This window comes from Natrialba aegyptia DSM 13077 (assembly GCF_000337535.1).
Taxonomy (GTDB): Archaea; Halobacteriota; Halobacteria; order Halobacteriales; family Natrialbaceae; genus Natrialba; species Natrialba aegyptia.
The window spans coordinates 15019-40331 of sequence record NZ_AOIP01000031.1 but is presented as its reverse complement, the minus strand read 5'-3'; the positions used below and the strand labels follow the sequence as shown (position 1 = coordinate 40331).

Sequence of the window (25313 nt, the reverse complement as noted above, 5' to 3'; positions counted from 1 at the left end):
CAGCAATTCTCCCCTCTATGCGTATTTATGACTGTTATACTGCATAGGTGGTGATATAGTAGTGCCCAGTATTTGGGATACCACCAACACGCTTTTACTACCGGCAACGGTATTGGGCAGTGAAGTCAATACCATGACCGAATTCAAAATCACCGAGACGCTCGACGTGAAGGGACAGAACTGCCCGATGCCGGTCGTCAAGACGAAACAGAACATCGACGACCTCGCGGAAGGTGATGTTCTGCAAGTCCTCGCGACCGACCCAGGAAGTATGAGCGACATCGCTGGCTGGGCAGACACGACTGCTGGCGTCGAACTCGTCGATCAGGACGAGGGAGACGACGTCTTCACGCACTACGTCCGCAAGGCGGAGTAATACGATGAGTACGGACACCACACAGGCGTCCACCGCCGACGATGAGACACTGCGCCGCGCAGCGCTCGAAGAGAGAATCGATGAACTCGAGGACCGGCTCGACGCCGTGGAAACCGAAAACGATGACACACAGCCGAAGATGTCCATCATCGCGACGAAGGGGACGCTCGATATGGCGTATCCGCCGCTGATTCTCGCGAGCACGGCCGCAGCGTTCGGCTACGAGGTGACGGTCTTTCACACGTTCTGGGGGTTAGACATCCTCCACGAGGCGAAGTCGAAGGACCTGAAGCTGAGTTCGGTCGGAAATCCCAACATGCCCGTTCCAAACGCAATTGCAGCACTGCCGGGCATGGACCGAGTGTCGACGAAGATGATGGAAAAGCAGATCGAGGACAACGACACCGCCACGATCGAAGAACTCATCGAAACCTCGCTGGAGATGGGCGTCGAGTTCCAGGCGTGCCAGATGACGATCGACCTGATGGATTACGACGAGAACGATTTTTACGATGGCGTCACCGTCGGCGTCGGGGCGGCGACAGCGATTCAGGACATGGCCGAATCCGACATCCAACTTCTCGTCTAATGTCTCGATCATCAGCCAAGGAGATCGATCCCGGCGACTCGGAACACAGGGAGCTGGGAGAGGGTCTTCTCGAAGAAGAGATGGCGCCGAGCTCGGCAACGGCTCACCTCTACCGCGGGGAGATCCATCGCATGAAATTTTGGCGAGAGCGGCTCGATCGGACGACGAATTGGGCAGTTCTTGTCATCTCTGGAATCCTCACGTGGGCGTTTTCACGGCCCGATATTCCTCACTATATCCTTCTCATCGGTGTGGCCACGCTCTCGGTGTTCCTGCTGATCGAAGCCCGTCGGTATCGGGGATACGACATCTGGCGAAGCAGAGTCCGGAAATTGCAAGAAAACGTCTTCGCATACGGGCTCGACCCCTCCGCTGGACTACCTGATTCCAACTGGCGTGAAACGTTGAGTCAGGATTATCGGGAACCGACGATCAAGATTAGCACAGAGGAAGCGATAGCACACCGTCTCCGACGGGTATACCTGCCGCTTTTCACTGTATTACTCGCTGCGTGGCTCGTGCGTATCACCGCCTTCTCTCCAGAGCCGTGGGTGACAAGTGCTGCGATCGGGATGATTCCCGGGTCTATCGTGGTGGGAATTGTGGTACTTTTCTATCTCGGTGCAGCTATTACTGCTGTTCGCCCCCGGACGTGGCACGCGAAGGGAGAACTGCGCTCTGAAAATCTGCGTGAAAAATGAGGGTCAAGCAGCAACTGCTAGCGGAGCTTCGGTTCCGAGCATCCCGCTTGTCGTTACAATCGCCGTGTTCTGATTCGGATGCGCTTGTGCCGGCTGTCGCGACCGGTGGCGAATCGGACGTGGGATTTCGCCCGCCGAAGCGCGTCCGCGTCGACCGGTAGCCGAGTTCGTCCCGATCACAGCATGCAGCTACGAGTTAGACGTCGTCGGGTCCTCGGACGATCGGGCCGTCGCGAGGCCGAGCAGATAGACGTCGAGAAGGCAGACCAGTAACACGGCAAGCGGGACTGCAACGTCGGTGTAGGTCACGGCATCGAACTGCAGCGCGGTAACGACGAAGGGGTCACCGGGTTCGAACGCACCGGAAACCGTCCGTGCGCTCAGGAACGCAAGCGCGAGCACGTAGAGCCCGAACCAACTCGCACCGCGTTTCCAGTAGCCCAGATACCAGTGTCCGAGGCCGGCGATAAATGCGGACAGCAGATATGCGGGCCAGCGTGGCCGATTAGACGATTGGAGCTGAATCTGTGACATCGGTAGTGGTAGTGGTATCGGTGTGGTTCCCGTCGCAGTCAGTCTCGTCTGCCGTGATTGCTGGCGAGTTCAGTCCCCGATCTCGAGTTCGAGTTTGGGTTCGGTTTCGACACCGGTTTCCCGTCGGTGCAGTCACTCCGAATCATCGCTGACAGCCCGTTCTTGCTCGTCGTCTGACCCGGCCGGTTTCCCATCCCCATCTGCTTCGAAGGGGAGTCGTGTCGCTCGGTCAAGGTGGTCTTGGAGCTGCTGAACGTCGGACGGCCCCGAAGCCTCGACAGTGATCGCCTCGACTGCCTGCCGTGCACGCTTGAGGGCATCAGTATTCACCCCACGTTCATCAGCAGTGTCTATCTCTCTATCGGTCTCGGAAGGCTCGGTTGCTGATGCTGATCCTGGTCCTGTCCCCGCCCCCGGATCCGGCTCCAGCGAGTGGCCCACCAGCGACACCGACTGTGAAACCACCGCCAACGAGGGCCAGACCGACACCGACGCGGGAGTCCCGCGACCCGAGTTCAGCGCTCGTGACCCCTGATCCCGATCCCGATCCCGATCCCGGTCCCGGTCCGCGGCTTCAGGTCCATCCACGTCGTCTCCCGCTCGCTCGGCGCTCTCTCTTTCAGTGTAGGAGACGACGGTGAACTCGTCGGCGACGACGGACTCTGACCGCCCACGGTCGCCCTGTCCCGAGAGTTCACGGAGCGCAATTTCAAGGGGGGCATCGTCGCCGGCCGCGACGGAACGGGCGGTGAGTGCAGCGAGAAGCGAGCGGCTGTAGGTCGCCACTGCGGCTCTCGTCTCCGCCGGTGCGCCGACGGCGGCGGCACCGAGTTCAGCAGCGGTTGCGGCGAGGGTGGGTATCGGATGCGCGGACAGCCCGGTGGCGTCGAAACGTGACTGTGAGGGCGTCGACGGTGTGCGATCTGTCCGAGTGGGGGCGCGAGAGGACTGCTGTGATCGCCCGGAGTGGTCCCCATCCCCGTCCCAGTCCCCGTTCCCGTCCCCGCGGGAGGGAGGGACGCCGGGTTGTGAACTCGAGCGTGGCGCTGCTGTCCGTCGGTCGATAGCTACCGCGGCGTCCTCGGGCGACTCCGGCTCTCGCAGACGCTCATCGGCCGGTCTCGATCGGGGGGACTCGGTCGAATCGACGAGTGTCAGTAGTTGTCGGGAGAGTGTCGTCGAGGCGGACGTAAGCGTTCGGTAGAGATCGAGCGTCCGAGCGTCGGGAATCGGGGCGTCAGCGATTGCTTCGTACGCGCCGGCATGGAGGTAGTCACTCGCGAGGATGGCAGTATCGCGGGACCGGTCGCCCGCATAGCGGTCACCAGCCAGCAGTTCGAGCCTGAGTTGGACGTACCCTTCAAAGAGCGAGACGGCGGTCGTCACCGACTCGAGGAGGGGGTCGGTGGGAGACGAAGAGCCGAGTTCAGCTGCGAGGTGACAGAGTGTAACGGGAAGCGAGCGATCGTGCGGTGGTACTGCATCGGCTACGACGCCCCGCATTGGGGAGGAAAGGTCGGAAAGCAGGTCGTCAGTAGTCCGGGTCGGCTCGTCTGTGGAGGGATAGTTGCTCATAGCTTGCTGAGTACGTGGTGGCTAGTGGGTCGGTCGACCGTCGATCATTCCGTTGGATCGGTAGTGTCGTGGTTCGGATCTTGGCCGCTGGCGGTGTCGGGGTTCGGTTCTCGGCCGGTGTCAGTGTCGCCGGCATTGTTTTCACTCTCACTCTCGCTCTCGACTGTCGTCTCGTCTCCATCATTGCCCGCGTCCTCGCCCCCGGCTCCCGTTCCGTTTTCAGCGTCCCGCTCGCCATCTGAATCGGGCTCGACGGAGACGTGCGCGGGAGAGATATCGTCGCGAGAGAGTTTGGACGGGAACTCGATATCAGATGCTAGAATGTCCGCAAAGAGCCGCGTGACCGTGCTGGCACGCACCTGGTCGAGGTACCGATCGCGGTCGAGCGTGAGCTGGCGAATGCGTGCGCCGTCGAGGGTTGCGATCAGCAACAGCGCGATCTCTTCCGTATCGTGGTCGACGAACTGTCCCGCCTCGATTCCGTCCGCAAGGATTTCCTCGATCGTCTCTCGAAGGTGATCGTCACTCCGGCGGAGTTGCTCCAGGTACTGCTCGTTGTGCGGCGCCTGGGTCCGGAGTTCGAGCATGGCCGTGTGAAATGACTGGCGTTCGTTGTCGGCGTCGGGTGACCCGTAGAGGAACCAGTCGACGATCATCGCGAGCCGATCGACGGGCGGTTGGCCTGCCGTCTGGGTGACGCGTTCGTCGAACCACTCGGTCAGGTAGCCGATAAAGTCGGCAATGAGATCCTCCTTTGAGTCGTAGTGATAGAACAGAAGGGACTTGCTCTTGTCCGTTCTGTCGGCGATGTGCTGGGCCGTGAGATCGGTGTAGCCGTGCTCGCACAGCGCCTCGTAAGTTGCGGTCATGATCGCGTCACGAACGTCGGTCTCGGTCACTACTGACCTTTTGGTCAGGAACGCATAAAAGTCGTTTCGTTCCCTCCCACTGTCACGTCCGATATCGCCTGATACTGAACCGTTCGTAGCCGCCAAAGGCGAGTTCGAGCGAGCCGATCCACCAGTTCCATCGCTCGGGAACCGTCCCCGACGGCGCATCGCCGAGTTCAGCCACGACGACGGCAGCGGTCACCGCTGTGCCAACGTCGGCCTCGTACCGGCCCGTTTCCGCGAGATCGATCGCCTGGCGGACGACGACCCGAACCTGCGATTCCGTCGCGCTGAACTCGTCGTGGAGGCGATTTTCGAGTTGGTCCGGATCGAGTTGCATGGGCAGTGTAGGGGTTCGAGACACCTACGTCTTGGTTGCGCATCGGAGCTTGCCGCGATCGTTGATATCTAACCGTGACCGTGTCGTGTCGACGGTTCTGTGTGGTGGGCGTCGCTGCGTGACCCGTCCCTGTGAGCGAGCCAGCGCGTTCCGGTCGACGGCGCGGTGCCGTCGGTTCCGCTCGCTCACGCGGGTTCGATCAACCGCCGTCCCGACGCGATGTGGCTCATGTTTCGATGTGTTTTTGAGCACTGACCGTTTTTTCCCGTGCATGGCAAGTTTCACTGTTGTCGTTGGCGACCCCGACTCCGGGTCGTCCTACCAGCTCGAGGCAGCAGAACAGGATGCAAACCGATTCGTTGGGAAGGCAATCGGCGAGGAAGTCGACGGCAGCGCCGTCGGCCTCGACGGCTACACGCTCGAAATCACGGGCGGCTCCGACGACGCCGGGAGACCGCTCAACGGAGAGGTCCCCGGTGCGAACCTGACGGAAGTCCTGATGGAGGGCCGACAGACCGGTTTCCGCCCGTCCCGTGACGGCGAACGCCGTCGGATTACCGTCCGCGGTAGCGAGGTTTCGGACGCCGTCGCGCAGATCAATGCCGCAATCGTCGGCCGCGGCAGCACCGACATCGACGACCTCCTCGGCGACGACGCCGACGAGTAACGACCCGCCGATATTTTTCCGCCAATGGCAGATCGAATTGCGAGCGACCACCCGTCAGTACAGACGGTTCGGTCGACGTGTACGGAGACCGCAACGGGCGTCCAACTGGAACTTCCCGCCGACGAACGGGACGCGTTCACGGCGGACGAAGTCGTCAGAATCGTCCTCGACGGTGACGAACTGTTCGCCCGTATCGAGCGCGCGCTAGTCGACGACACCCTCATTGTCACCGGCATCTACGAGACGCCGTCGCTCGCCCGCGATCCGAGCGGCGGCACCGACCGACTCGCCGAGTGGGCCGATGACCACAGCATCGATCCCGGCAGTTCAGTGCTGGTCGATATCGTCGAACCGGACTACCTCTACGGGATCCGCGAACCCGGCGCAACGGCGTACTACGACGCGTACGAACCGCCGAACGAGAGCCTCTCGTCTATCGCGGAGGATCTCGACGAGTAGCGGACGAGAAAAAACGCACTCGAAAACGAATCACGGCTCAGTACCGCGCCAGGAACGCGGAGAGCAACAACCCGAACGCCAGTTGTTGGATCATCGTCTCTTCGACCATCGACCGAACGGTCGCGTCCTCGGCGATCGAGTACTCTTTGGTCCGTACCTTCCGCTGCAATGTGAGATACCCCGACTCCTCCAGGGCGTGTAACGCCGGATACACCGTCCCCGGGCTCAGCGTCGTATCGAAGTACCGCGACAGATCCGACAGGAGTTCGTCCCCGTGGGTGCCATCGTGGAGTGTGATGAGCACCAGCAGGATCTCATCGAGGTTCTCTTTGATCAGTTCGTCAGTGAACTCGATATCCTCGGTCGGCAAGACCGAAAGCGCCTGTGCCAGGAGGTCGTCGAGTTCACGCTCGATATCGTCAGGTGGGCCGTTAGTTGCGGCGGGAGACGGCGATTGTCCCCCTGCCGCCTCGGCCGCAGCCGTCTTCGAGAGTGCTTCGAAGACGGACTCAGTATTCTGTGTATTCTCACGCATGCACGATCACCCATTTGTGAATGGTATCGCCCGCCACCCAGCCACGCACTGCCGAGAACGGCGAGTACCAGTCACGTCGAGTGAAGGTCTGGGTCTACCGGTGTATAAACGACAGGGAACCGACCACACAGACTGTGGATAAATCAAGAAACATGAATTAACATAATAACTTCCAGTTGTCTTCGATAGTTCGAATGAAATATTCTACGTGAATTAGCAGACCATATATGTACTTTCTCTCTCAATTATACCATTAGTATATGTATTTTAGGCAGATTAGATTTATTTTGATAAGTGTTATGGCCGATAAGGGAGTAATTACCACAGCTAACCAGCGTAGCCACGATACTGCGCGCATCTGGAAGCCACAGCGTTCGTGCTGGATCGACTTTCGTACGCGGTCTGATAGGTTGGGGAGAGGAGTCGAGAGTTCGGGTTCGGTTCCCTGGAAACGGTCGCAGTATCGCGACTGCGTTGCAGAGTTTTCCCTGCAGTCTCAATCGACTGGTAGTTTTCGAACTGCACACCACACCATGTCGACCGACAACAGCGGCCTTTTCCACGTCCAGAGCCAATTGATGGGTATGACGACCGCACGCGAGGAGTTCCTGGCCGGTGACCGGCCCGACGATATCGCACTGTTTCTGGCCGACTCGTACGTCTCGGACGACCGACTCGAATCGTTCGGCCAGGCGGTCGATAACGGCGTTCTACTCGTCGTCGACGGGGAACGCGGCCGGAACGCGTTCCAGGCAGCGACCGGAAAGCAGGCCATGGAGTTCGCCCAGTCCGCAATGAGTGTCGAAGGGGTCATCGACGGCGATCTCACGGACGGACAGTGTCCGGACGACGGAGCGAATGATGAACCCGAAGCGGAGACCACCGCCTCCGGCGACACCCACGATCCGCAGTTCATTTTCGCTTTCGCCGAGGAGCAAAACGACGACGTTGGCGGCATCTACGCCGAGGGAGATGTCGTCCACGCCTACGCACAGTGTACCTGTGGAACAGCTTACTCCGACCGCTGGGCGCTGCAGAACTAACTCGCCGTCCCTTTTTCCGTTTCACCGCGAACGACTGAATCGCCGCACTAGACAGTCGATTGAACTCGTGACTCGGAACACGATGCAATCGGCGTTCCGAATCCGGGAGTTGCTCTGGTGCCTCGTTCAGCGAATCCGCCGCGTAGGCGTTCGCGTATCGCTTGAGGAGAGCCTCGTCGCCCTGCACGACGAGTTCATACGTCTCCCCGAGATCCGCGAGGGATATCCTGGTCGTATAGGATTCGTGGAGGCAGATGCTAGAATCATTAAGCGGGGACACGAGCCCTCAAAAGCGGTAGCAGTGCTGCGTTCACACGCAGCCGTCGTCTCCGATCCGTTTCAACCGGTTGAAAATTACTCGACAGTCACCGTTGGCTGAGGGTCCGTCTGACGTAAGAACTATACTGGCGGCCCCGGTGGGTAACGCCAATGGGACTTATGAGCAAAATTCTCGGCGGCAGCCAGTCCCGGACCGCCGAGGACTACGTCGAACTGAATCTCGACGACGTTTCGGCGAGTTCAGCCGACGCGGCGGCGATGCAGGTTCACATCGCGGAAGTCGCCAGTCAGGCTGATGCGATCGATATCAAGGACGCGATCTACGACGGCGATATCGTGATTGCGGACATCACCCGACTGCGCACCGAGGATAGTACGGTCGAACACATCGTCGACGAACTCCGGCAGGTGGCACAGGAGGTCGACGGCGACATCGTCCGCAAGGGCGACGATCAGATGATCATCACGCCGACCGGCGTGCGCATTAGTCGCGAGAAGTTGGGACAGCAGTTGTAATCGGTGTCTCTATCTCCGTCGCGATCGATTTCTGTACTGAACTGGACCCGCTTTGTCACCCGCACCCGATACAGCGTCGTGACCGTCGGTAGTGCTTTGCCGCTCGAACGCATCACCGAGACGCATGGATGTTATCCACACGGCGCTCTGGGTCTCCGATCTCGACCGAACGCGCGAGTTCTACTGCGACGGACTCGGGCTGGCCGAGAACTGGTCGTTCACGACCGACGATGGCGTCGAAAACGTCTATATCGGCGGCGAGAACGCGGAGTTCCAGTTCAAGTACGACCCCGAGGGCGGCCCCGGTATCGACCCGGGAACGATGGCCCACGTCGCCGTCGGCGTCGAGAGCACGGACGATGCCTTCGAACGCCTGCTCGAACGAGCGGACCCGCCAGTGCAGGCGGAGCCGGAGACGATGAGCCACATCGACCGCCGCGTCGCGTTCGTCGAAGACCCGAACGGCTACGTCGTTGAACTCGTCGAGCGACTGGACCGGTGACGATTCGGCCGCCAGCCGCCGTCTGAGTGAGAGTCGCGGCAGCGAATCAGACACGGTATGTCTCCACAAACCATTGTGATATCCTCTCAACGGCCACAAATCGGCCAGTACACCGGATAGCAGCAGATCTGACCGGTAAGAAGGAGAAAACGATAATACTTTTCCATGGGCGACGGAAATTCCAGGGTATGGCAGACGACCTTAAAAAAGGGCTCGAGGGTGTGCTGGTCGCAGAGTCCGACCTGAGCTCGATCGACGGTGACGCGGGACAGCTAATCTACCGCGGCTACACGATCGAGGATCTCGCCCGTGGCGCATCCTACGAGGAAGTCCTCTACCTCCTCTGGCACGGCCACCTCCCGAACGCGGACGAACTCGCGTCGTTCACCGATGCACTGACCGAGGAGCGGACGGTTAGCGACGACGTGCTCTCGACGATGGAGCGCCTCGCCGACGCCGAGGAGCGTCCGATGGCCGCGCTCCGAACTGCCGTCTCGATGTTCTCGGCGACCGAACCCGAGTCGGACGCCGATCCCGAAGACCTCGATGCGACGCTCCGGCAGGGGCGGCGCATCACCGCCAAAATCCCGACCGCACTCGCCGCCTTCGAACGCTATCGCCTCGGTGACGAGCCGGTCGATCCCCGCCCCGACCTGGGACTGGCTGCCAACTTCCTCTACATGCTGACGGGCGAGGAACCGAACGACATCGCCGCCGAAACGTTCGACCAGGCGCTCATCCTGCACGCCGACCACGGCCTGAACGCCTCCACCTTCACGTCGATGGTGATCGGTTCGACGATGGCCGACATCTACAGCGCCGTCACCGGCGGCGTCAGCGCACTCTCCGGCCCGCTCCACGGCGGCGCGAATCAGGACGTCATGGAAGTGCTGATCGAAATCGACGAGAGCGACCTCGATCACCGCGAATGGATCGAACAGGCCACCGAGGAAGGCCGTCGGATTCCTGGCTTCGGCCACCGCGTCTACAACGTCAAGGACCCCCGAGCGAAGATCCTCGCAGAACGCAGCGAAGAACTCGCCGAAAACGGCGAATCCAAGTGGTACAACTACACCACGACCATCGAACAGTACCTCACCGAGGAGAAGGGCTTAGTCGAGAAGGGGATCGCCCCGAACGTCGACTTCTATTCGGGCTCGGTCTACTACCAGCTCGGCATCCCGATCGACATGTACACCCCGATCTTCGCCATGAGTCGCGCCGGAGGCTGGATCGCACACGTCCTCGAATACCAGGAAGATAACCGTCTCATCCGCCCACGTGCCCGTTACACCGGTCCGGACACACGGGAGTTCGTCCCGATCGACGACCGATAACGGGCATCGCGTTCGACCGACCGATCGGTCTTTTTTGGCGAGCACCGAGCACCGAGCGCCGATGCAGTGAATTGCACTTCCCTACAGGGAGAGAGACGTATCATGCTCGAAATAGTATACCTCCTTTCAGCCACAGATGACAGCCGTCCGCCGGATGTCTGACGCCCCATCTTTCCCGCCGCAGTCCGGCGATTTCACTTTCACTTTGGAGGGGTGGGTTTTATGGTTCCTGCGTTCCCGTCTACACTCGCACGTCACACGCCGTGCATTCCCTGTTCCCTGTCGTGTTGCCGGACCGGCAACACGCTCCTGTCCTGTCGGGGTGGGGGTGGGGCCGCCCGCTCGAGTCTTCCCCGACAGTCTTACAGTAGTTGCCCGATAGTCACGCATATGCTCGATCTTACTGCCGTTCTCGAGGCTCTCGACCGAGTCCGTGAAACATCCCGACACACACCACTGGAATATTCACACACCTATTCGTCGATGACCGGTGCCGATGTCCACCTGAAACTCGAGACCTTCCAGCGTACTGGCTCGTTCAAGATCCGCGGCGCGACGAACCGCGTCGCGACGCTCTCGGACGCCGAGAAAGACGCCGGTGTCGTTACCGCGAGCGCGGGGAATCACGCCCAGGGCGTCGCCCTCGCCGCGACGCGCTCCGGCGTCGATTCGACGATCGTCATGCCCGAGCACGCCCCCATCTCGAAGGTCAAGGCGACCCGCAACTACGGTGCCGAGGTCGTCCTCGCCGGCACCGACTACAACGAGGCTGCCCAGCGCGCACACGAACTCGAACGCGAGGAGGATCGGACCTACGTCCACGCCTTCGACGACGAGTTCGTCATGGCGGGCCAGGGAACGATCGGCCTCGAGATTCTGGAGGACTGCCCGGACGTCGACACCGTGGTCGTCCCGATCGGCGGCGGGGGACTCATCAGCGGCGTCGCGACCGCAATCAAGGAGCGCAAGCCGGACGCCCGCGTTATCGGCGTCCAGGCGGACGGTGCCTCGAGCGCGGCGAAATCGCTCGAGAAGGGAGAGCGGATCGCGCTCGACGGCGTCGACACGATCGCCGACGGAATCGCGACGCGGAGCGTCGGCGAGAAGCCGTTTCGCCACATTCAGGAGTACGTCGACGAGGTCGTCACCGTCTCGGATCCCGAAATCGCCGTCGCGACGGTCTACCTGTTAGAACGGTCGAAGACGCTGGTCGAAGGCGCTGGCGCGGTCCCGCTTGCCGCCTTGTTGTTCGAGAAGTTCGACTATGACGAGGGCGAAACCATCGTCCCCGTCCTCTCCGGGGGTAACATCGACCTCAACACGCTCACCAACGTCATCGTCCGCGGCCTCGTCGAAACCGGCCGCTACCTGAAGATTCGGACCGTCCTCAAGGACCAACCCGGCGCGCTCGAACAGTTGCTCGAAATCTTCACCGAGTATCAGGTTAACATCTACGCGATCCACCACGACCGCACCTCGCGGGAGGTCGAGATGAGCGATACCGAAGTCGAAATCGAACTCGAGATGCGCGGTCCCGACCATGTCGATGCGTTTCTCGAGGCACTCCGCGAGGAAGGCTACCCGGTCGATACGCTGGCGTAGCCACACCCTGTCGCGGGGCGAAGCCGTTTCGCTTGCATTTAAGGCCGACCGTCGAGAGTTGGTGCCTATGAAACGGATTATCCAAACCGACGAGGCACCCGCCGCCGTGGGCGCGTACAGCCAGGCGACGACCGACGACTCGCTGCTGTTTACGGCCGGCCAGATTCCGCTTACGACGGACGGCGAAGTGCTCGACGACGAACCGATCGAAACGCAGGCCGAGCAGGCGCTCGACAACCTCGTCGCGGTACTCGAGGCCGAGGGCGCGACCCCCTCGGACATCCTCAAGGTCACGGTCTTCCTCGACGACATCGAGTCGTTCGATGCGATGAACGAGACGTACGCGAGTTACTTCGACGACGAGCCGCCGGCCCGGAGTGCGATCGAGGTCGCCGCGCTGCCGAAAGGTGTCGGGATCGAGGTCGAAGCGATTGCGTCACTCGAGTAACCGGCCAGCGACCCGGTCCAATTCCAATGGAACGCATGAATCCACGCCTCAAATCCGCCCTCCTGTGGGGTGCAGTCGGCGCGATGGCGTTTCTGGTCCTCCTTCAGGGGTACGCCCTGGTCGTCGAGCCGCTGGTGTCGATCGGCGCGGGAGTCGTCATCGCCGTCTGCGTCGGAACCGCGACGGGTATCGGTGCCTACGTTCTGGAGCACCGTCTCGCAGCGCGGGCGACAGCCAGGGTGGACTCCGAGCCGTCGTCCGACGGTAAAAGTAAGAGTTAAACGACGGACGTGGTTACGGATAAGTGAGCCAGGATGGCCGAACGGTAAGGCGCACGCCTGGAAAGCGTGTTCCCTTTGGGATTCAGGGTTCAAATCCCTGTCCTGGCGCTTTCCATTGCGTTCTCTGCGAGGGTGTTTGACTCCGAGCGGAGCCACCCGTCAGCTCCCGTCTCATGCCTGTGGCGCAGCGGCAGTGTAAAGCCTCACCGCTCGAGTTCAGCGGGCGCGTCCGTTGCGATCCAGCAGTTGGCTTCGTCGCGGTCTCTGATCTCGAATAGTCCGTCTTGCCTGACCACGGTTTCGTAGCGGCCGCCCTCGGTCTCGGTTGCGGTCATCCTGTCGCGAACTCCGCCGAGGATCCCTATCGTAACGATGGCCCTACGACCGGCGCTCGTGACGGTAAGGATGACATACGCGGAACGAAGACCGTCTTTCGCTCGCGATTGTCCCGCACGCAACAGTATCGCACTCGCGAGCGGACAACGCTTTAGCCGTGCCACGCGATGGGGACAGTATGTGCGGTCGCTATACACTCACCCTCGAGCGAGATGAACTCGAGGATCGATTCGGGGCACGGTTCGCGCCCGGGGCCGACGCGACGGCCGACTCGAATTCGGGTTCGAAAGCCGAGTCGTTCACCCCGCGGTACAACATGGCTCCGAGCCAACAGCTGCCGGTCATCACGAGCGACGCGCCGGAGACGATCCAGCGCTTCGAGTGGGGATTGGTTCCCTCGTGGGCTGACGACGATGCCGGCGGGATCATCAACGCGCGTGCGGAGACGGTGGCCGAGAAGCCGAGTTTCCGGGATGCGTACCGACAGCGGACTCCTGGTGGCGAAACGGCGGAATCCGGAGTCGGGTCCGACGCCGGTTCCGAACCCGAACCCGAAACGCCGGCTGCAGGTCGCTGTCTCGTGCCAGCAGACGGGTTCTACGAATGGACCGAGACCGACGACGGCAAACAGCCCTATCGGGTCGCCTTCGAGGACGACCGGCCGTTCGCTCTGGCCGGCTTGTGGGTCCGCCGCGAACCGGAGCAGGGGGCCGAGACGACCCAGGCCGGCCTCGACGCGTTCGGCGGCGGCACGGCTGACGCGCCCGAACGCGGTCCGCTCGAGACGTTCACCATCGTCACGACCGAGCCGAACGAACTCGTGGCGGACCTGCACCACCGGATGGCCGCGATTCTCGATCCGGCCGACGAACGGCGGTGGCTTTCGGACGACGACCCGTCGGACGTTCTCCAGCCCTATCCAGCCGAAGAAATGCACGCCTATCCGGTCTCAACCGCGGTTAACGACCCGAGTGTCGAGTCACCGTCGCTCGTCGAATCGACGCGAGCGTGACCCGGTTATACTTAAATATGGTGGGGTTTTTCGTTCCGTGACCCATCCTCGTGCGTGAACGAGTTCATCGCTGTGGATCGATCACCGGCGCGCACTACTGTGGTTTTCTCGGCTGCGAGCGGGTCTCGTTCGACAGTTGAAATGCGTCGATAGCGATGGATTTATGTAGAAGCACAATCAATGGTTCGTCTGACTATGAGCCAGCGAATGCAGCAGGGACAGCCGATGATCGTCATGAGCGAGGACTCCCAGCGCGTCAAGGATAAGGACGCGCAGGATTACAACATCAGCGCCGCTCGTGCGGTCGCTGAATCCGTCAAATCGACACTCGGCCCGAAAGGGATGGACAAGATGCTCGTCGACTCGATGGGGTCGGTCACCATCACCAACGACGGCGTCACCATCCTTCAGGAGATGGACATCGACAACCCGACGGCCGAGATGATCATCGAGGTCGCCGAAACGCAGGAAGACGAGGCCGGAGACGGCACCACGACCGCCGTCTCGATCGCCGGTGAACTCCTGAAGAACGCCGAGGACCTCATCGAACAGGACATCCACCCGACGGCGATCATCAAGGGCTTCCACATGGCGAGCGAGCAGGCCCGCGAGGAGATCAACGACATCGCGACCGAAGTCGACACCGAGGACGAGGACCTCCTGCGCTCGGTCGCCGAAACCTCGATGACCGGCAAGGGCACCGAGGTCAACAAGGAACACCTCGCCGAACTCATCGTCGAGGCCATCCGCCAGGTCACCGTCGAGGACGACGAGGGCAACAACGTCGTCGACCTCGAGTTCCTGAACATCGAGACCCAGACCGGTCACAGCACCGGCGAGTCCGACCTCCTCGAGGGCGGCATCGTCGACAAGGACCCGGTCCACGACAACATGCCGACCGAGGCCCAGGACGCCGACATCCTGCTGCTGAACGAGCCCATCGAGGTCGAAGAGACCGACATCGACACCGAAGTATCGGTTACGGACCCCGATCAGCTCCAGCAGTTCCTCGACCGCGAGGAGAAACAGCTCCAGGAGAAAGTCGAGCAGATCGCCGACCTCGGTGCCGACGTCGTCCTCTGCCAGAAGGGCATCGACGACCTCGCACAGCACTACCTCGCCAAGGAAGGCATCCTCGCCGTCCGCCGCGCGAAAAAGAGCGACCTCGAGTTCCTCTCGGAGGTCGTCAACGCGGCCATCGTCTCCGACCTCGGCAGCGCGACCGCCGCGGACCTCGGCCACGGAGACCTCACCCGCGACGATGAAGACGAACTGTTCTACGTCGAGGGCGAGGACGCCCACGGCGTCACCCTCCTGCTGCGCGGCTCGACCGACCACGTCGTCGACGAACTCGAACGCGGCGTCAACGACGCGCTCGACGTCGTCGCTCAGACCGTCTCCGACGGCCGAGTCCTGGCCGGCGGCGGCGCAATCGAAGTCGAACTCGCCTCGCGCCTGCGCGACTACGCCGACTCCGTCTCCGGTCGCGAACAGCTCGCCGTCGAGGCCTTCGCCGACTCGCTCGAACTCGTCCCGCGCGTGCTCGCCGAGAACGCCGGACTGGACTCCATCGACACGCTCGTCGACCTGCGTGCGGCCCACGACGAGGGCGACGTCGAAGCCGGTCTGAACGTCTTCACGGGAGATATCGAAGACACCAACGAGACCGGCGTCGTCGAGCCGGCCCACGCCAAAGAGCAGGCAGTCACGTCCGCCGCCGAAGCGGCGAACCTCGTGCTCAAAATCGACGACATCATCTCCGCCGGCGACCTCTCGACCGACAAGGGAGACGACGAAGGCGGCGCACCGGGTGCCGGCGGCATGGGCGGTATGGGCGGCGGCATGGGCGGCATGATGTAAGTCAGGCCGCGATACTCACTGCCAAAACCCCACCCGCACTCGCAACCGAACTCGACCCGCGTTTCGACCACTCATTATCCGGACCCGACGTGACATTCGCATTTTCGTCCGTACTCCATACTCCGTCCTGACTGAAGCACACGCTTCGGGCTCTTGGGCCCCTTTGACCCCTGCAGAGCGAAACCTGACTACGATAACTACCGAACCGACAACCCCGATCCGTCTTCGGCCTCGCTGAACTCGAGTTCGATTTCGAGTTCGCGCTCGCGCTGTTTCGTGAACTCGATTTCGACTTCGATGGGTTCGCGGTAGTCGAAGGGAATTTCCCAGTCCGAGCCGGCGACGGTGACGGTCGACTCTGCCTCGAGTTGATCCGCGAGGTCGCGAAGGAACGTGGCGGTCTCCTGTCGGGACAGGTAGATCTCCCGTTCGAAAAAGCCGTCCGTAATCGTTCGGGAGTCGCGGTCGGTGTCGTCGGGGACGTTGACGCGGTCGCTCATACGAACGGAGTACGACGACGACGGGTATAAGTGTGGACCGACGTACACGAAATCCGGTAAGTACGAGTTCCGTACCGGCACAACGCTTCTGTGGGCACGCATCGAATGTGAACGTATGTCACTCATCGAGGCGATGGGCAACGGCACTCGACTCGAGATCCTGCGGGAACTCTCTCGGGAACCGAAGTACGTCTCGGAATTGACGGACGCGATCGGGATGGACGGCAAGACGGCGGCACACCACCTCTCGACGTTAGAGGAAGCCGAACTGGTCGATTGGTATATGCGGGGGAATCGGAAGTACTATCAGCTCACGGCGGCCGTGGAGTTGCAACTCGCGCCGCCACCAGAACGGACGTTCGTCCTGCAGGCCGATCCGATCAGCGAGACGGATTACTCCAGTTCACAGCCGTAGGTATCGACGGGTGCTACCGCTCGTCTCGGCAGTGTCTCACCGCCGTGTATAGAATTCCACTGAACTCGTCTATACGGGCTGATAGCTATATGCGCTCTTTCGTCGTGGAATAGGTATGATCGAGGCCGCGCTCGAAGAGCTTATCGAGTCACAGGGGGAGTGGATGGCGTACGTGGTACTACTTCTGGGGGCCATCGTACTGACGTATAGCGTCGAAAAGCTCATCAGCTATCTCACGCGCGCTGCGCTCGGTCTGGGCGTCTCGATCTTCGCACTGGCGATCGTCTTTACGGGCATCGAGTTCGACGACACCGCGATCGCACTGGTGTTCGGGGCGGGAGAACTCGAGCAGGTGGCGCTCGGGACGGCGCTCGGGACTGCGCTGGCGATTACGGGGATTACGCTCGCCGGTGCGGCGATCTATCGACCGTTCCCGGCCGAGATTCCGCGGGATTATCTGCTGTTGCTCGCCGTGTCGCCGCTCGTACTGGTCCCGTTTCTGTTCGTCGAGACGTTAACCGTCGTTCACGGAGTGGCGCTTGTCGGCATCTTCATCGTGTGTTTCGGGTATATCGTGTCTCGAGAGTTCCAGCGCGACGTGCCGGTCTTTCGGGACTCGGAGATCGCAGAGCGCATCGAAGCGGACGGTGGCGTCGCCATAGACGAACTCAAGATCTCGGACGTCAATATCAGGACCGTCTTGGAGGAGATTCCGGAGGATCGGTACGTCGCCGACCGGGCGTACGAGGGGCTGTTCTGGCTCGGATTGGCGATCGTGTCGCTCGTCGGTATCGTCGCAGGGGCGATCCTGCTCGAGACGAGTTCGGAAGTGATCGTCGAGGCGTGGAGGATCGAGGAGACGGTGTTCGGTGCGACCGTCCTGACGCTGGTGTTGACGTTCGAGAACCTCCTGTTGACGATCGAGCCGGTCCGGCGGGGCATTCCGGAGATCGGGATCGGTCACATCGTCGGGAGCGTGATCTTCTCCGTGACGGCGAACGTCGGCGTCATCATGTTCGTCGGCGACGTGGTGATCCCGCGCGCCGTGATCGTCTTTCACCTCCCGGCGGTGATTGCACTGACCGGACTCGCCGCGTATTTCGTCTCGACCGGACGACTCCGGCGGTGGCACGGATACACGCTCGTCGGTCTCTACGTCGCCTACTGGCTCATCGCGCTGCTCGTCTTCGGCGGGATTCCGGCTCCGGGCTAAGGACGTTTCACGTCGTCTCGAAACGTCTTGCATCGTCCCGAATCGGTTCGCAGCGCGTAACCGATTTGCTCACAGACCACCGCTTTCGGACGGGCGTTTCGAATTAAGTGTCTCCCCACGTTTAGACGCGTATGGTCGCCCAGGAAGCAGCCTTCCTCGGTCTATTCTTTCTCGGCGTAGTGACTGTCGTCTACTCCGTCGAGGTGTTCATCGACGCCGTCGCCCGAAGCGCGGTCTCGCTCGGCGTCTCCGGGTTCTTCCTCGCGGTCGTTCTCGCCGGTGTCGACCTCGAAAATGGCGTTCTCGGCGTTACGGCAGCCGCGGTCTCCCTGCCCGATCTCGCACTCGGAACCGTCTTCGGTGAGGCGCTGTTCGTCCTCGCCGTCGCCGTCGGTATCGCCGGGCTGCTCGTCCCGTTCCGCATGGACGTTCCGACCGTCTATATCGCGCTCCTCGTTCTCGCCCCGCTCCCGGCGTTCGTGTTCTCGCTCGGCGGAACGATCGATCGAATCGACGGCGTCGCGCTAACGTTGCTGTTCGTCCCGTTGCTGGTCGGCATCTACTGGTACGAGCGCCGATCCGAGACGACGTACCTGCTCGCGGACGAACTCGAGGGCGTTATCACTTACACGGACGAACCGAACGACCGAACCCCACCGACGGAATCGACCGACGGCGAGACGCCCGTCGAGTACGACGGCTCCGGCGACGAAGCGGACGGTCACTCTCCCGTACCCCAGGACACTACCGATGACCGACCGCCGGTGACCGCCGACGAGCAGTCGGAAGCGGGCGAGGCACACGACGGGCGAGACTTCGACCTCGACGAGTTCATCCTCACTCCGACCCTCGACGAGCGCAGTGGCGCGTTCGCCCTCGGCGTCGCCGTCGTCGCGACCGTCGGTCTGACCGCGGGTTCGCTGCTCACCGTCCTCAGCGCCGAGGCCATCTTCGTCGCGTTCGGCATCTCCGAACTCGCCTTCGGCGCGACGGTCCTGAGTTTCGTCGCCTCGATCGAAGAACTCGCACTCACCGTCGAACCCGTTCGGCGAGGCCGTCCTGAACTCGCGGTCGGGAACATCGTCGGGAGCACGGTCTTCTATGTGACCGCAAACGCGGGCCTCATTGCCGCTCTTCACTCGGTCGAGACGACGGGCGCTGTGATGACAGTTCACTGGCCGGTCTTTCTGGTCTGTTTGTTCATCGTAACGAGCATGCTGGCGCGTGGCCGCGTAACCCGTCTCGGCGGTGCAGTGTTACTCGTCATTTACGGCGGCTACTGGGCCCTAAATTACACGTTATGAATTATGACCGCGAATACGCACGAGAACGATCACAGTTGGAGCGGACTGATACGGACTGCTGTCAGTCATTTCCAGCGCAACCGCGCCCGTCCTGCGGTTGCGCCGGTAAATCGTTACAGCAGACCGTATGAGACAACGCTGTCGAGTCCGCCGCCGGTTGCGCCGGTGATGACCGGTGACCGAGCCACTCGTCCGGGTGAGCGGCCCGAACGGTCCGTTAGGAGCGATCGACGTCGAGTTCGAACTGTTCGTTCTCGGAGACGGCGTTGAGGACGACGCTCGTGTTCGAGGCTTTGATGTCCGGGTCCGTCAGTAGTTCCTTGATCTGGTCGTTCATGCCGTCCGTGTCTTTGAACTTGCCGATAGCGATCACGTCGTAGTCGCCGGTGACTTCGTAGACGCTGATCATCTGGCGGTGGTCACGGAGCGTGTCTGTAATGTCCGGGAGCGCGTTCCCTTCGACCTGGAGCTGGATGACGGCGGTAACGTCGTAGCCGACCGCATCGTAATCGATTCGAGGGGTGTAGCCCTCGATGACGCCCTGCTCCTCTAGATCCGAGAGGTGGTTCGAGACGGTCGTCACGGAGACGTCGAGTTCTTCGGCGAGGCTGCGGAGGCTCGCACGCCCGTCGCCCAGAAGGGCATTTACTAATTTTGCATCGAGATTTTCGTACGTCATCACGTCTATCCACTCAGCCTGGCCTTTAGAAATTTACGAATATACAATTCCGGCGGAGTGATCGAAGATTTGCTTAGAGCAGTAGGGTTTTAGTCGGCGAGTTACTTGGCTACCACGACGAGAAAGATGACAAGCGGAAACATTACGAGTGCCGAACAGGAGGTTCTCGACGAAATCGAGGCGAACGATATTGACTTTCTTCGTCTCCAGTTTACTGATATTCTTGGAACGGTAAAGAACGTCTCGGTCCCTGCCCGTCAGGCCGAGAAGGCGTTTACCGAGGGCATCTACTTCGACGGTTCTTCGATCGAGGGCTTCGTCAGGATTCAGGAATCGGACATGCGACTGACGCCCGATCCGGAGACGTTCGCAATCTTGCCGTGGCGCGATCGCGACGAGGGCGCATCCGCTCGCCTGATCTGCGACGTCGTGAACACCTCGACGGGTAAGCCGTTCGAAGGTGATCCGCGCTACGTGCTCAAGCGCGCTCTCGACCGCGCCGAGGAGATGGGGTACACGGTCAACGCCGCGCCAGAGCCGGAGTTCTTCCTGTTCGAGGAGGACGAGGTGGGTCGCGCGACGACGACGACCAACGACGCCGGCGGCTACTTCGACCTCGCGCCGAAGGACCTCGCGAGCGACGTGCGCCGGGACATCATTTACGGCCTCGAGAGTATGGGCTTCGAGGTCGAGGCCAGCCACCACGAGGTCGCGGAGGGCCAACACGAGATTAACTTCGAATACGACGACGCGCTGACGACGGCGGACAACGTCGCCACCTTCCGCACTGTCGTTCGCGCCATCGCTGCCCAGCACGATTACCACGCGACGTTCATGCCCAAGCCGATCCCGAAGATCAACGGCTCGGGGATGCACACTCACCTCTCGCTCTTTACGGAGGACGGCGAGAACGCGTTCCACGACGGCGACGACGAGTTCGACCTGAGCGACGAGGCTCGCGCCTTCACCGCCGGCATCCTCGAGCACGCGCCGGCGATCACGGCAGTCGCGAATCCGACGGTCAACAGCTACAAGCGGCTGGTGCCGGGCTACGAAGCGCCGGTCTACGTCGCCTGGTCCGACCGCAATCGCTCGTCGCTGATCCGCAAGCCGGCCGCGCGCGTTCCCGCCGCCTCGCGCGTCGAACTGCGCTCGCCGGACCCCTCGTGTAATCCGTACCTCGCCATCGCAACGATGATTCACGCGGGCCTCAACGGGATCGAGCAGGACCTCGAGTGTCCCGATCCGGTTCGGGAGAACATCTACGAGTTCGACGAGGAAACGCGCGAGGAGTACGGCATCACGACGCTGCCGTCGAACCTCGGCGAGGCCGTCGACGCCTTGGAAGCGGACGAGGCTATCGTCGACGCACTCGGCGAACACGTCAGTTCCAAGTTCGTCGACGCAAAGCGCCAAGAGTTCGAAGAGTACCTGGTCGACGTCTCCCAGTGGGAACTCGATCGGTATCTCGAGACGTTCTGAGGACGTACCTGGAGAGAGTCGGAGTAGAAGTGGGAGTGAGAATGGGAGTGGATCTGGCGTCTTCGTTTTGCGTGTCCTACCCGAACACAGACTCTGTTCGTCGCTCGCTGTTTGGTTCCTGTCGATGGTCCCTGTAAATCGCCGTTTCCCGCTTAGGACCGCCACTGCCCGATCCGATTTCGCAACCGGCCCGGCAAGCCGAGCAGCGAGACGCCCGCTCCGATCAGGACCATGAGGATGTAGACGCCGAGCGTCGACGTCCAGACGACGAACATCGCGAGGATCGCCCACCCGCCGTCGAGAAATCGAAACGCGGCAATCGCCAGGAGCGTTCCGTAGAGCAAGACGAGATACGGCCCCCAGCCGTGGGCGTGGCTGTGTCGAACGCGACTGCGAACGTACCGCTTGAGTTCGCCTTCGAGAGAGTCGCGCTCGACGGTTCGGCGCTCGACGTTCGACTCGAAGGTATCGACGCGGTCGCGCAGGCGCTCGATCTCCTCGCGGAGCGCTTCGGGGTCGTCCGAGCGATCTCGCGTTCGAGCGCTCGCACGCCCCTGGCCGGCGCGACTGAACTCGTCAGTCGATCCGTCCGGTCCGTCGCTCGCGGTCGTTTCGGTCGGGTCCGAGCGGTCCGCCGGCGTCCCCTCGTCGGCCCCCGTGGCGTCGTCGGTCATCGCTTCTGGTCGAATCTGTCGAGCGCCGGGACTTTGTAGCTGCCGATCCACTTCACGGTCGGCGAGGACGGCATTACAGACCGCGCCGAAGACGAGGATAATCGCCCCGGCGTACAGCCAGATGAGGACGAGAAAGACGGCCCCGAGGGCTCCGTACAGTGCATAGCCGCCGGCGAACTCGACGTACAGCGAGAAGGCGTGACTCAGCACGTACCAGCCGACCGCGGCGAGAAGCGCTCCCGGCGTCGCCTCGCGAACGTCGACGCCCGCGTCGGGAAACACGACGTACAGCGGGAGAAACGTGACGAACAGTCCGAGCACGATAAACAGCGGCCCGATGACGCGAAGTAGTGGGACGAACTCGACCAGCACTTCGAGCGTGCCGACCAGCGTGAGCCCGACCGCGATCACGAGCAGGACGACCGTCGCGTCCCAGAACGTATCCAGAAACGACTTCGACGCCACCGTTCCGTACACCGCCGAGAATGCCCGATCGAGTCCGCGGAACACGCGACTCGAGCCCCAGAGCACGCCAAGCGCCCCGACGACGGTCGCGCTCTGGCGACCCGTCTCGTCGACGATCGTTTCGGCGAGCAACTCTTGGGCCGCCGGCGTGAGAACGTCGTTCGCTGCGGTCGTTATTCGGTTCGCGAGCGTTTCTCCACCCAGCGTTGCGGCGACGCCGAGCGCGAGCAACATCAGCGGGACGAGCGAGATGAACGCGTAAAAGGCGACGCCGGCCGACAGCAGCGTCAATTGTTGGGTCCGTGCGAGGCTGACGATCCGTCTCGCCGTCTCGAGTTCAGCTTCCCTGCGATCGAGCACGTGCGTCTAGACGCGGGGAGCGACCAAATACGGGTGGGGCGTCAGGCCGTCACTCGAGGCTCGCCGCCGTCGCCTCGCGGATCTCCCCGACGCTCGCGTCCGTCTTGAACGTCGTGCCGCCGTAGTGGGCCCGGGAGGCGGCATAGCCCGCGTCCCGCAGGTCGGCCAGGAACTCGTCCATCGCGTTCGCGGGCAGGCCCCAGTTGCGACAGAGTTTGTGCTGGTCGTAGTGGGTCGGCTCGTCGAGTTCGGTTTCGAGCGTCGTGCACAAGTCCCGCGCCTTCTCCGCCGTGCCGAACGCGTCGGGAATTTCGTCGCGAACCGCGGCGACGAACGCGGCGTCGCGGATCGAGCCGAGCCAGACGGGCCCCGCGGTGAGCATGCGATTCCCGCCGCAGTGGGGGCACTCCTCGATCGGATCGGCGTGCAGCCCGAACTCGTGTTCGCGGTAGAGGCAGTCCTCGCAGTGGGAGATATGACCGAGGGTGTCGATCGCGGCGTCGGCGGCGGTGGCCTTGTGCTCGAGTTCGAGGTAGGTGCGGACGTAGTGGCTGGTCGCGTGGGTGAGGATGGGTTCGACGCCGACGTCGAAGCGGGCGGCACTGCGAGCGAGCGCGGAGAGGAGGATGCGGACGCCCATCTCGGCGTGGTAGTCGGTGTTTCGCGGTACTGCGGAGTACGAGCGAACGCCGCTGTTGAAGTGTGCGCCACACAGCGGGGCGGTGTCGGTCGCGGTGATACAGACCAGGTCGCGGCAGTTCGCGAACGCGGCGTCGGCGAAGGGCATCGGCGTTCCGTAGGGGTCGAGGTCGATCACGTCGAAGACCTGCTCGTGCATGAGGGCGTTGACGTTGCGGTGTTCGACGGTCGCTCGTGACTCGCAGTCGTTGCGAGCGAGATTCGCCCGTGCGAGTTCGACCGCGTCTTCGTTGACGTCACAGCAGGTCGCGTCCCAGCCGTCTGCGGCGGCTCGAACGCCCCGGATTCCGCTGGCGGTCATCGCGTCGAGATAGGTTTCTGCGCGGTCCTCCCGCTCGCGGTAGGCTCGCAGCGTCGCGATCGTCAGATCTCGATTCAGTTCTTGGCGCGGGTTGTAGAACACCGACTCCTCGATACCGTCCGTCTGCTCTCCGGGGACCTCGAGTTCGAGTTCACCCTCGGTGACGCGCATAGTGGTTCTCGTCGGTAGCGGACGAAAAGCGACGTGGTCTGGCCTGCCGGTGTCCGTGGCGCGCGGACAACCAAACCGACTTTACAGTCCGGGACACAGTCACGACTGTGCCGGATGCGACGCCCGTCGAGCGCTGGCAGGCCCGACTCGAGGAAACCAGCGAGTTGACGCCCGAACTCGTCGATCAGATTTCGCGTCTCCACGGTGATCGCGGCGTCCGGGCGATCGAGGCCGTCGGCGAGAACCGGGTCAAGACCTACCGCGACTTTACGATCGTCGTCGGCTACGACGACGAGTACATCGTCGAGGACGGCGGCTGTACCTGCAAGGATAGCGAGTTCAATCTCGATGCCGACGACCCGACCGACCTCTGCTGGCACGTTCTCGCGGTTGCGATCGCTCGCCGGGTGGGTCACGTCGACTACCACGATATGTGGTATTCGGACGTTCGAGAGCTACTGTGACTGTGCCGTGACTGTCGCGGTCCGCTGTCTGCGACCGTGACTGTGAACGCGTGAGGAGCGGGCTGGGGCGGAGGAGGTTAATTTTCCGCGGCGCAGCGTCAGTGGAGACCGAAAAAGAGCTGGACGTACAGAACCGAGAAGATCACCAGCACACCGCTGACGATGACCGTCGTCGCCGTTTCGACCGGAAACGGGTCGCCGTCAGCCATTTCCACTGGCGGCTCTCGAGTGAGTCGAACGGCTCCAAACACCAGCGTCGCAACGGCGACGGCAAGGGCCACGAGCCCGGACATCATCGCCGGTTGAACCGTCGAAAGCAACGGCCCGATCCAGCCGAGCGCCAGCAGACAGAATCCGACGTTCATCCACTGCCACCAGCCGATCTCTCTGCCCGCGAGCCGTACCGATTCGCGCCATCCGGCAACGAACAGTGAACTCGTCCCGAGGAGGACCAGTACGGCTCCGACGACTGACAGCGGCGCGAGTGGCGCGCCCTCGGGATGGATCGGTCTATCGGCCCTCTCATCGACGCCGGGTCCAGGTCCGGTTCCGGGCCCAGTTCCGAGTTCAGGCAGCGGCATGATGCCCCGCTCGATCGCAAGCAGATCGCCGATGATGGTGACACCGAAGACGACGAACAGGACGAGTCCGAGCACGAGGCTAACCTGGCGCTGGAGCCGACTCATGTTGTCGTGTCGTACGCG

Annotated in this window: 30 protein-coding genes and 1 tRNA gene; 20 read left to right on the top strand and 11 right to left on the bottom strand. The window is 62.1% G+C overall.

Annotated features, from left to right (window positions below; all coding sequences use genetic code 11):
• Positions 1-133 precede the first annotated feature (133 nt).
• Genes C480_RS11360 through C480_RS11350 form a run of 3 tightly spaced genes read left to right on the top strand, consistent with a single transcriptional unit; the run spans position 134 to position 1666 of the window.
• A complete protein-coding gene (locus C480_RS11360) occupies positions 134-376 on the top strand; it encodes a sulfurtransferase TusA family protein (RefSeq protein WP_006665755.1) in 243 nt (80 codons plus the stop codon).
• 4 nt (positions 377-380) lie between these two features.
• Positions 381-965: a DsrE/DsrF/DrsH-like family protein gene (locus tag C480_RS11355; protein ID WP_006665754.1), complete on the top strand. Its 585-nt coding sequence runs from the start codon at positions 381-383 to the stop codon at positions 963-965.
• Positions 965-1666 (top strand): DUF2270 domain-containing protein, encoded by a 702-nt coding sequence (locus C480_RS11350; RefSeq protein WP_006665753.1) that lies wholly within the window; start codon positions 965-967, stop codon positions 1664-1666. Before C480_RS11355 ends, C480_RS11350 begins: the two co-directional genes overlap by 1 nt.
• A 189-nt stretch (positions 1667-1855) precedes the next feature.
• Here the strand turns inward: C480_RS11350 and C480_RS11345 are convergent, their stop codons facing one another.
• The 4 genes from C480_RS11345 to C480_RS11330 all read right to left on the bottom strand — a co-directional run bounded on the left by C480_RS11345 (position 1856) and on the right by C480_RS11330 (position 5005).
• A complete protein-coding gene (locus C480_RS11345; protein ID WP_006665752.1) occupies positions 1856-2200 on the bottom strand; it encodes a hypothetical protein in 345 nt (114 codons plus the stop codon).
• A gap of 132 nt (positions 2201-2332) precedes the next feature.
• Positions 2333-3775, bottom strand: a complete 1443-nt coding sequence (locus tag C480_RS11340) for a hypothetical protein (protein WP_241433820.1) — start codon at positions 3773-3775, stop codon at positions 2333-2335.
• Positions 3776-3819: 44 nt separating this feature from the next.
• Positions 3820-4674, bottom strand: a complete 855-nt coding sequence (locus C480_RS11335) for a TetR/AcrR family transcriptional regulator (RefSeq protein WP_006665750.1) — start codon at positions 4672-4674, stop codon at positions 3820-3822.
• Between the two features lie 52 nt (positions 4675-4726).
• Positions 4727-5005, bottom strand: coding sequence for a hypothetical protein (locus C480_RS11330; protein ID WP_006665749.1), 279 nt, complete (start codon positions 5003-5005; stop codon positions 4727-4729).
• Positions 5006-5276: 271 nt separating this feature from the next.
• Here C480_RS11330 and C480_RS11325 point away from each other — a divergent pair, with 271 nt between their 5' ends.
• Positions 5277-5672, top strand: coding sequence for a 30S ribosomal protein S6e (locus C480_RS11325; protein WP_006665748.1), 396 nt, complete (start codon positions 5277-5279; stop codon positions 5670-5672).
• Positions 5673-5696: 24 nt separating this feature from the next.
• The gene (locus C480_RS11320; RefSeq protein ID WP_006665747.1) at positions 5697-6131 is read left to right on the top strand and encodes a DUF7112 family protein; all 435 of its coding nucleotides are present in this window, start codon (positions 5697-5699) and stop codon (positions 6129-6131) included.
• A gap of 37 nt (positions 6132-6168) precedes the next feature.
• On the opposite strand, the gene C480_RS11315 is transcribed toward C480_RS11320, so the two are convergent.
• On the bottom strand, positions 6169-6666 hold the full coding sequence (locus C480_RS11315; RefSeq protein WP_006665746.1) for a PadR family transcriptional regulator: 498 nt from the start codon (positions 6664-6666) through the stop codon (positions 6169-6171).
• A gap of 584 nt (positions 6667-7250) precedes the next feature.
• Here C480_RS11315 and C480_RS11310 point away from each other — a divergent pair.
• From C480_RS11310 to C480_RS11270, 8 genes are all read left to right on the top strand, one after another.
• The gene (locus tag C480_RS11310; RefSeq protein WP_049903686.1) at positions 7251-7709 is read left to right on the top strand and encodes a DUF5807 family protein; all 459 of its coding nucleotides are present in this window, start codon (positions 7251-7253) and stop codon (positions 7707-7709) included.
• Between the two features lie 429 nt (positions 7710-8138).
• Complete coding sequence (locus tag C480_RS11300) at positions 8139-8504, top strand: cell division protein SepF (protein ID WP_006665743.1); 366 nt, start codon at positions 8139-8141, stop codon at positions 8502-8504.
• A gap of 124 nt (positions 8505-8628) precedes the next feature.
• Positions 8629-9006 carry a VOC family protein gene (locus C480_RS11295; protein ID WP_006665742.1) on the top strand — a complete coding sequence of 126 codons (378 nt, stop codon included), beginning with the start codon at positions 8629-8631 and terminating at the stop codon, positions 9004-9006.
• Positions 9007-9194: 188 nt separating this feature from the next.
• Positions 9195-10343, top strand: coding sequence for a citrate synthase (citZ, locus tag C480_RS11290; protein ID WP_006665741.1), 1149 nt, complete (start codon positions 9195-9197; stop codon positions 10341-10343).
• 390 nt (positions 10344-10733) lie between these two features.
• Positions 10734-11945 carry a threonine ammonia-lyase gene (gene ilvA / locus C480_RS11285; protein WP_006665740.1) on the top strand — a complete coding sequence of 404 codons (1212 nt, stop codon included), beginning with the start codon at positions 10734-10736 and terminating at the stop codon, positions 11943-11945.
• A 67-nt stretch (positions 11946-12012) separates the two neighbouring features.
• A complete protein-coding gene (locus C480_RS11280; RefSeq protein WP_006665739.1) occupies positions 12013-12393 on the top strand; it encodes a Rid family detoxifying hydrolase in 381 nt (126 codons plus the stop codon).
• Positions 12394-12428: 35 nt separating this feature from the next.
• Entirely contained in the window at positions 12429-12674 is a 246-nt protein-coding gene (locus C480_RS11275) for a hypothetical protein (RefSeq protein ID WP_049903684.1), read from the top strand.
• A gap of 27 nt (positions 12675-12701) precedes the next feature.
• Positions 12702-12782, top strand: a tRNA-Ser gene (locus tag C480_RS11270).
• Between the two features lie 95 nt (positions 12783-12877).
• Here the strand turns inward: C480_RS11270 and C480_RS24540 are convergent.
• A complete protein-coding gene (locus tag C480_RS24540) occupies positions 12878-13009 on the bottom strand; it encodes a hypothetical protein (protein ID WP_006107914.1) in 132 nt (43 codons plus the stop codon).
• Positions 13010-13188: 179 nt separating this feature from the next.
• Here C480_RS24540 and C480_RS11265 point away from each other — a divergent pair, with 179 nt between their 5' ends.
• Together C480_RS11265 and thsB are read left to right on the top strand one after the other, a co-directional pair.
• Positions 13189-14022 (top strand): SOS response-associated peptidase, encoded by an 834-nt coding sequence (locus tag C480_RS11265; RefSeq protein WP_006665737.1) that lies wholly within the window; start codon positions 13189-13191, stop codon positions 14020-14022.
• Between the two features lie 207 nt (positions 14023-14229).
• The gene (gene thsB, locus C480_RS11260) at positions 14230-15882 is read left to right on the top strand and encodes a thermosome subunit beta (RefSeq protein WP_006665736.1); all 1653 of its coding nucleotides are present in this window, start codon (positions 14230-14232) and stop codon (positions 15880-15882) included.
• A 197-nt stretch (positions 15883-16079) separates the two neighbouring features.
• Here thsB and C480_RS11255 read toward each other — a convergent pair whose 3' ends face one another.
• Positions 16080-16382 (bottom strand): amphi-Trp domain-containing protein, encoded by a 303-nt coding sequence (locus C480_RS11255; protein WP_006665735.1) that lies wholly within the window; start codon positions 16380-16382, stop codon positions 16080-16082.
• 115 nt (positions 16383-16497) lie between these two features.
• Between C480_RS11255 and C480_RS11250 the strand changes: the two genes are divergently transcribed.
• From C480_RS11250 to C480_RS11240, 3 genes are all read left to right on the top strand, one after another.
• On the top strand, positions 16498-16797 hold the full coding sequence (locus C480_RS11250; RefSeq protein ID WP_049903682.1) for an ArsR/SmtB family transcription factor: 300 nt from the start codon (positions 16498-16500) through the stop codon (positions 16795-16797).
• A gap of 115 nt (positions 16798-16912) precedes the next feature.
• Positions 16913-18010, top strand: coding sequence for a sodium:calcium antiporter (locus C480_RS11245; protein WP_006665733.1), 1098 nt, complete (start codon positions 16913-16915; stop codon positions 18008-18010).
• Between the two features lie 131 nt (positions 18011-18141).
• Positions 18142-19314, top strand: coding sequence for a sodium:calcium antiporter (locus C480_RS11240; RefSeq protein WP_006665732.1), 1173 nt, complete (start codon positions 18142-18144; stop codon positions 19312-19314).
• Positions 19315-19531: 217 nt separating this feature from the next.
• On the opposite strand, the gene lrp is transcribed toward C480_RS11240, so the two are convergent.
• Positions 19532-19993 (bottom strand): HTH-type transcriptional regulator Lrp, encoded by a 462-nt coding sequence (gene lrp, locus C480_RS11235; RefSeq protein WP_006665731.1) that lies wholly within the window; start codon positions 19991-19993, stop codon positions 19532-19534.
• A gap of 126 nt (positions 19994-20119) precedes the next feature.
• On the opposite strand from lrp, the gene glnA reads away from it, so the two are divergent.
• Positions 20120-21475 (top strand): type I glutamate--ammonia ligase, encoded by a 1356-nt coding sequence (gene glnA, locus C480_RS11230; protein WP_006665730.1) that lies wholly within the window; start codon positions 20120-20122, stop codon positions 21473-21475.
• A 152-nt stretch (positions 21476-21627) separates the two neighbouring features.
• Here glnA and C480_RS11225 read toward each other — a convergent pair whose 3' ends face one another.
• A complete protein-coding gene (locus C480_RS11225) occupies positions 21628-22974 on the bottom strand; it encodes a YihY/virulence factor BrkB family protein (RefSeq protein WP_006665729.1) in 1347 nt (448 codons plus the stop codon).
• A 49-nt stretch (positions 22975-23023) separates the two neighbouring features.
• On the bottom strand, positions 23024-24145 hold the full coding sequence (locus C480_RS11220; protein WP_006665728.1) for a tRNA (guanine(26)-N(2))-dimethyltransferase: 1122 nt from the start codon (positions 24143-24145) through the stop codon (positions 23024-23026).
• A gap of 107 nt (positions 24146-24252) precedes the next feature.
• On the opposite strand from C480_RS11220, the gene C480_RS11215 reads away from it, so the two are divergent.
• Positions 24253-24609, top strand: a complete 357-nt coding sequence (locus C480_RS11215) for a zinc finger SWIM domain-containing protein (RefSeq protein ID WP_006665727.1) — start codon at positions 24253-24255, stop codon at positions 24607-24609.
• Between the two features lie 98 nt (positions 24610-24707).
• Here the strand turns inward: C480_RS11215 and C480_RS11210 are convergent, their stop codons facing one another.
• Complete coding sequence (locus C480_RS11210) at positions 24708-25295, bottom strand: hypothetical protein (RefSeq protein WP_006665726.1); 588 nt, start codon at positions 25293-25295, stop codon at positions 24708-24710.
• Positions 25296-25313: the final 18 nt, after the last annotated feature.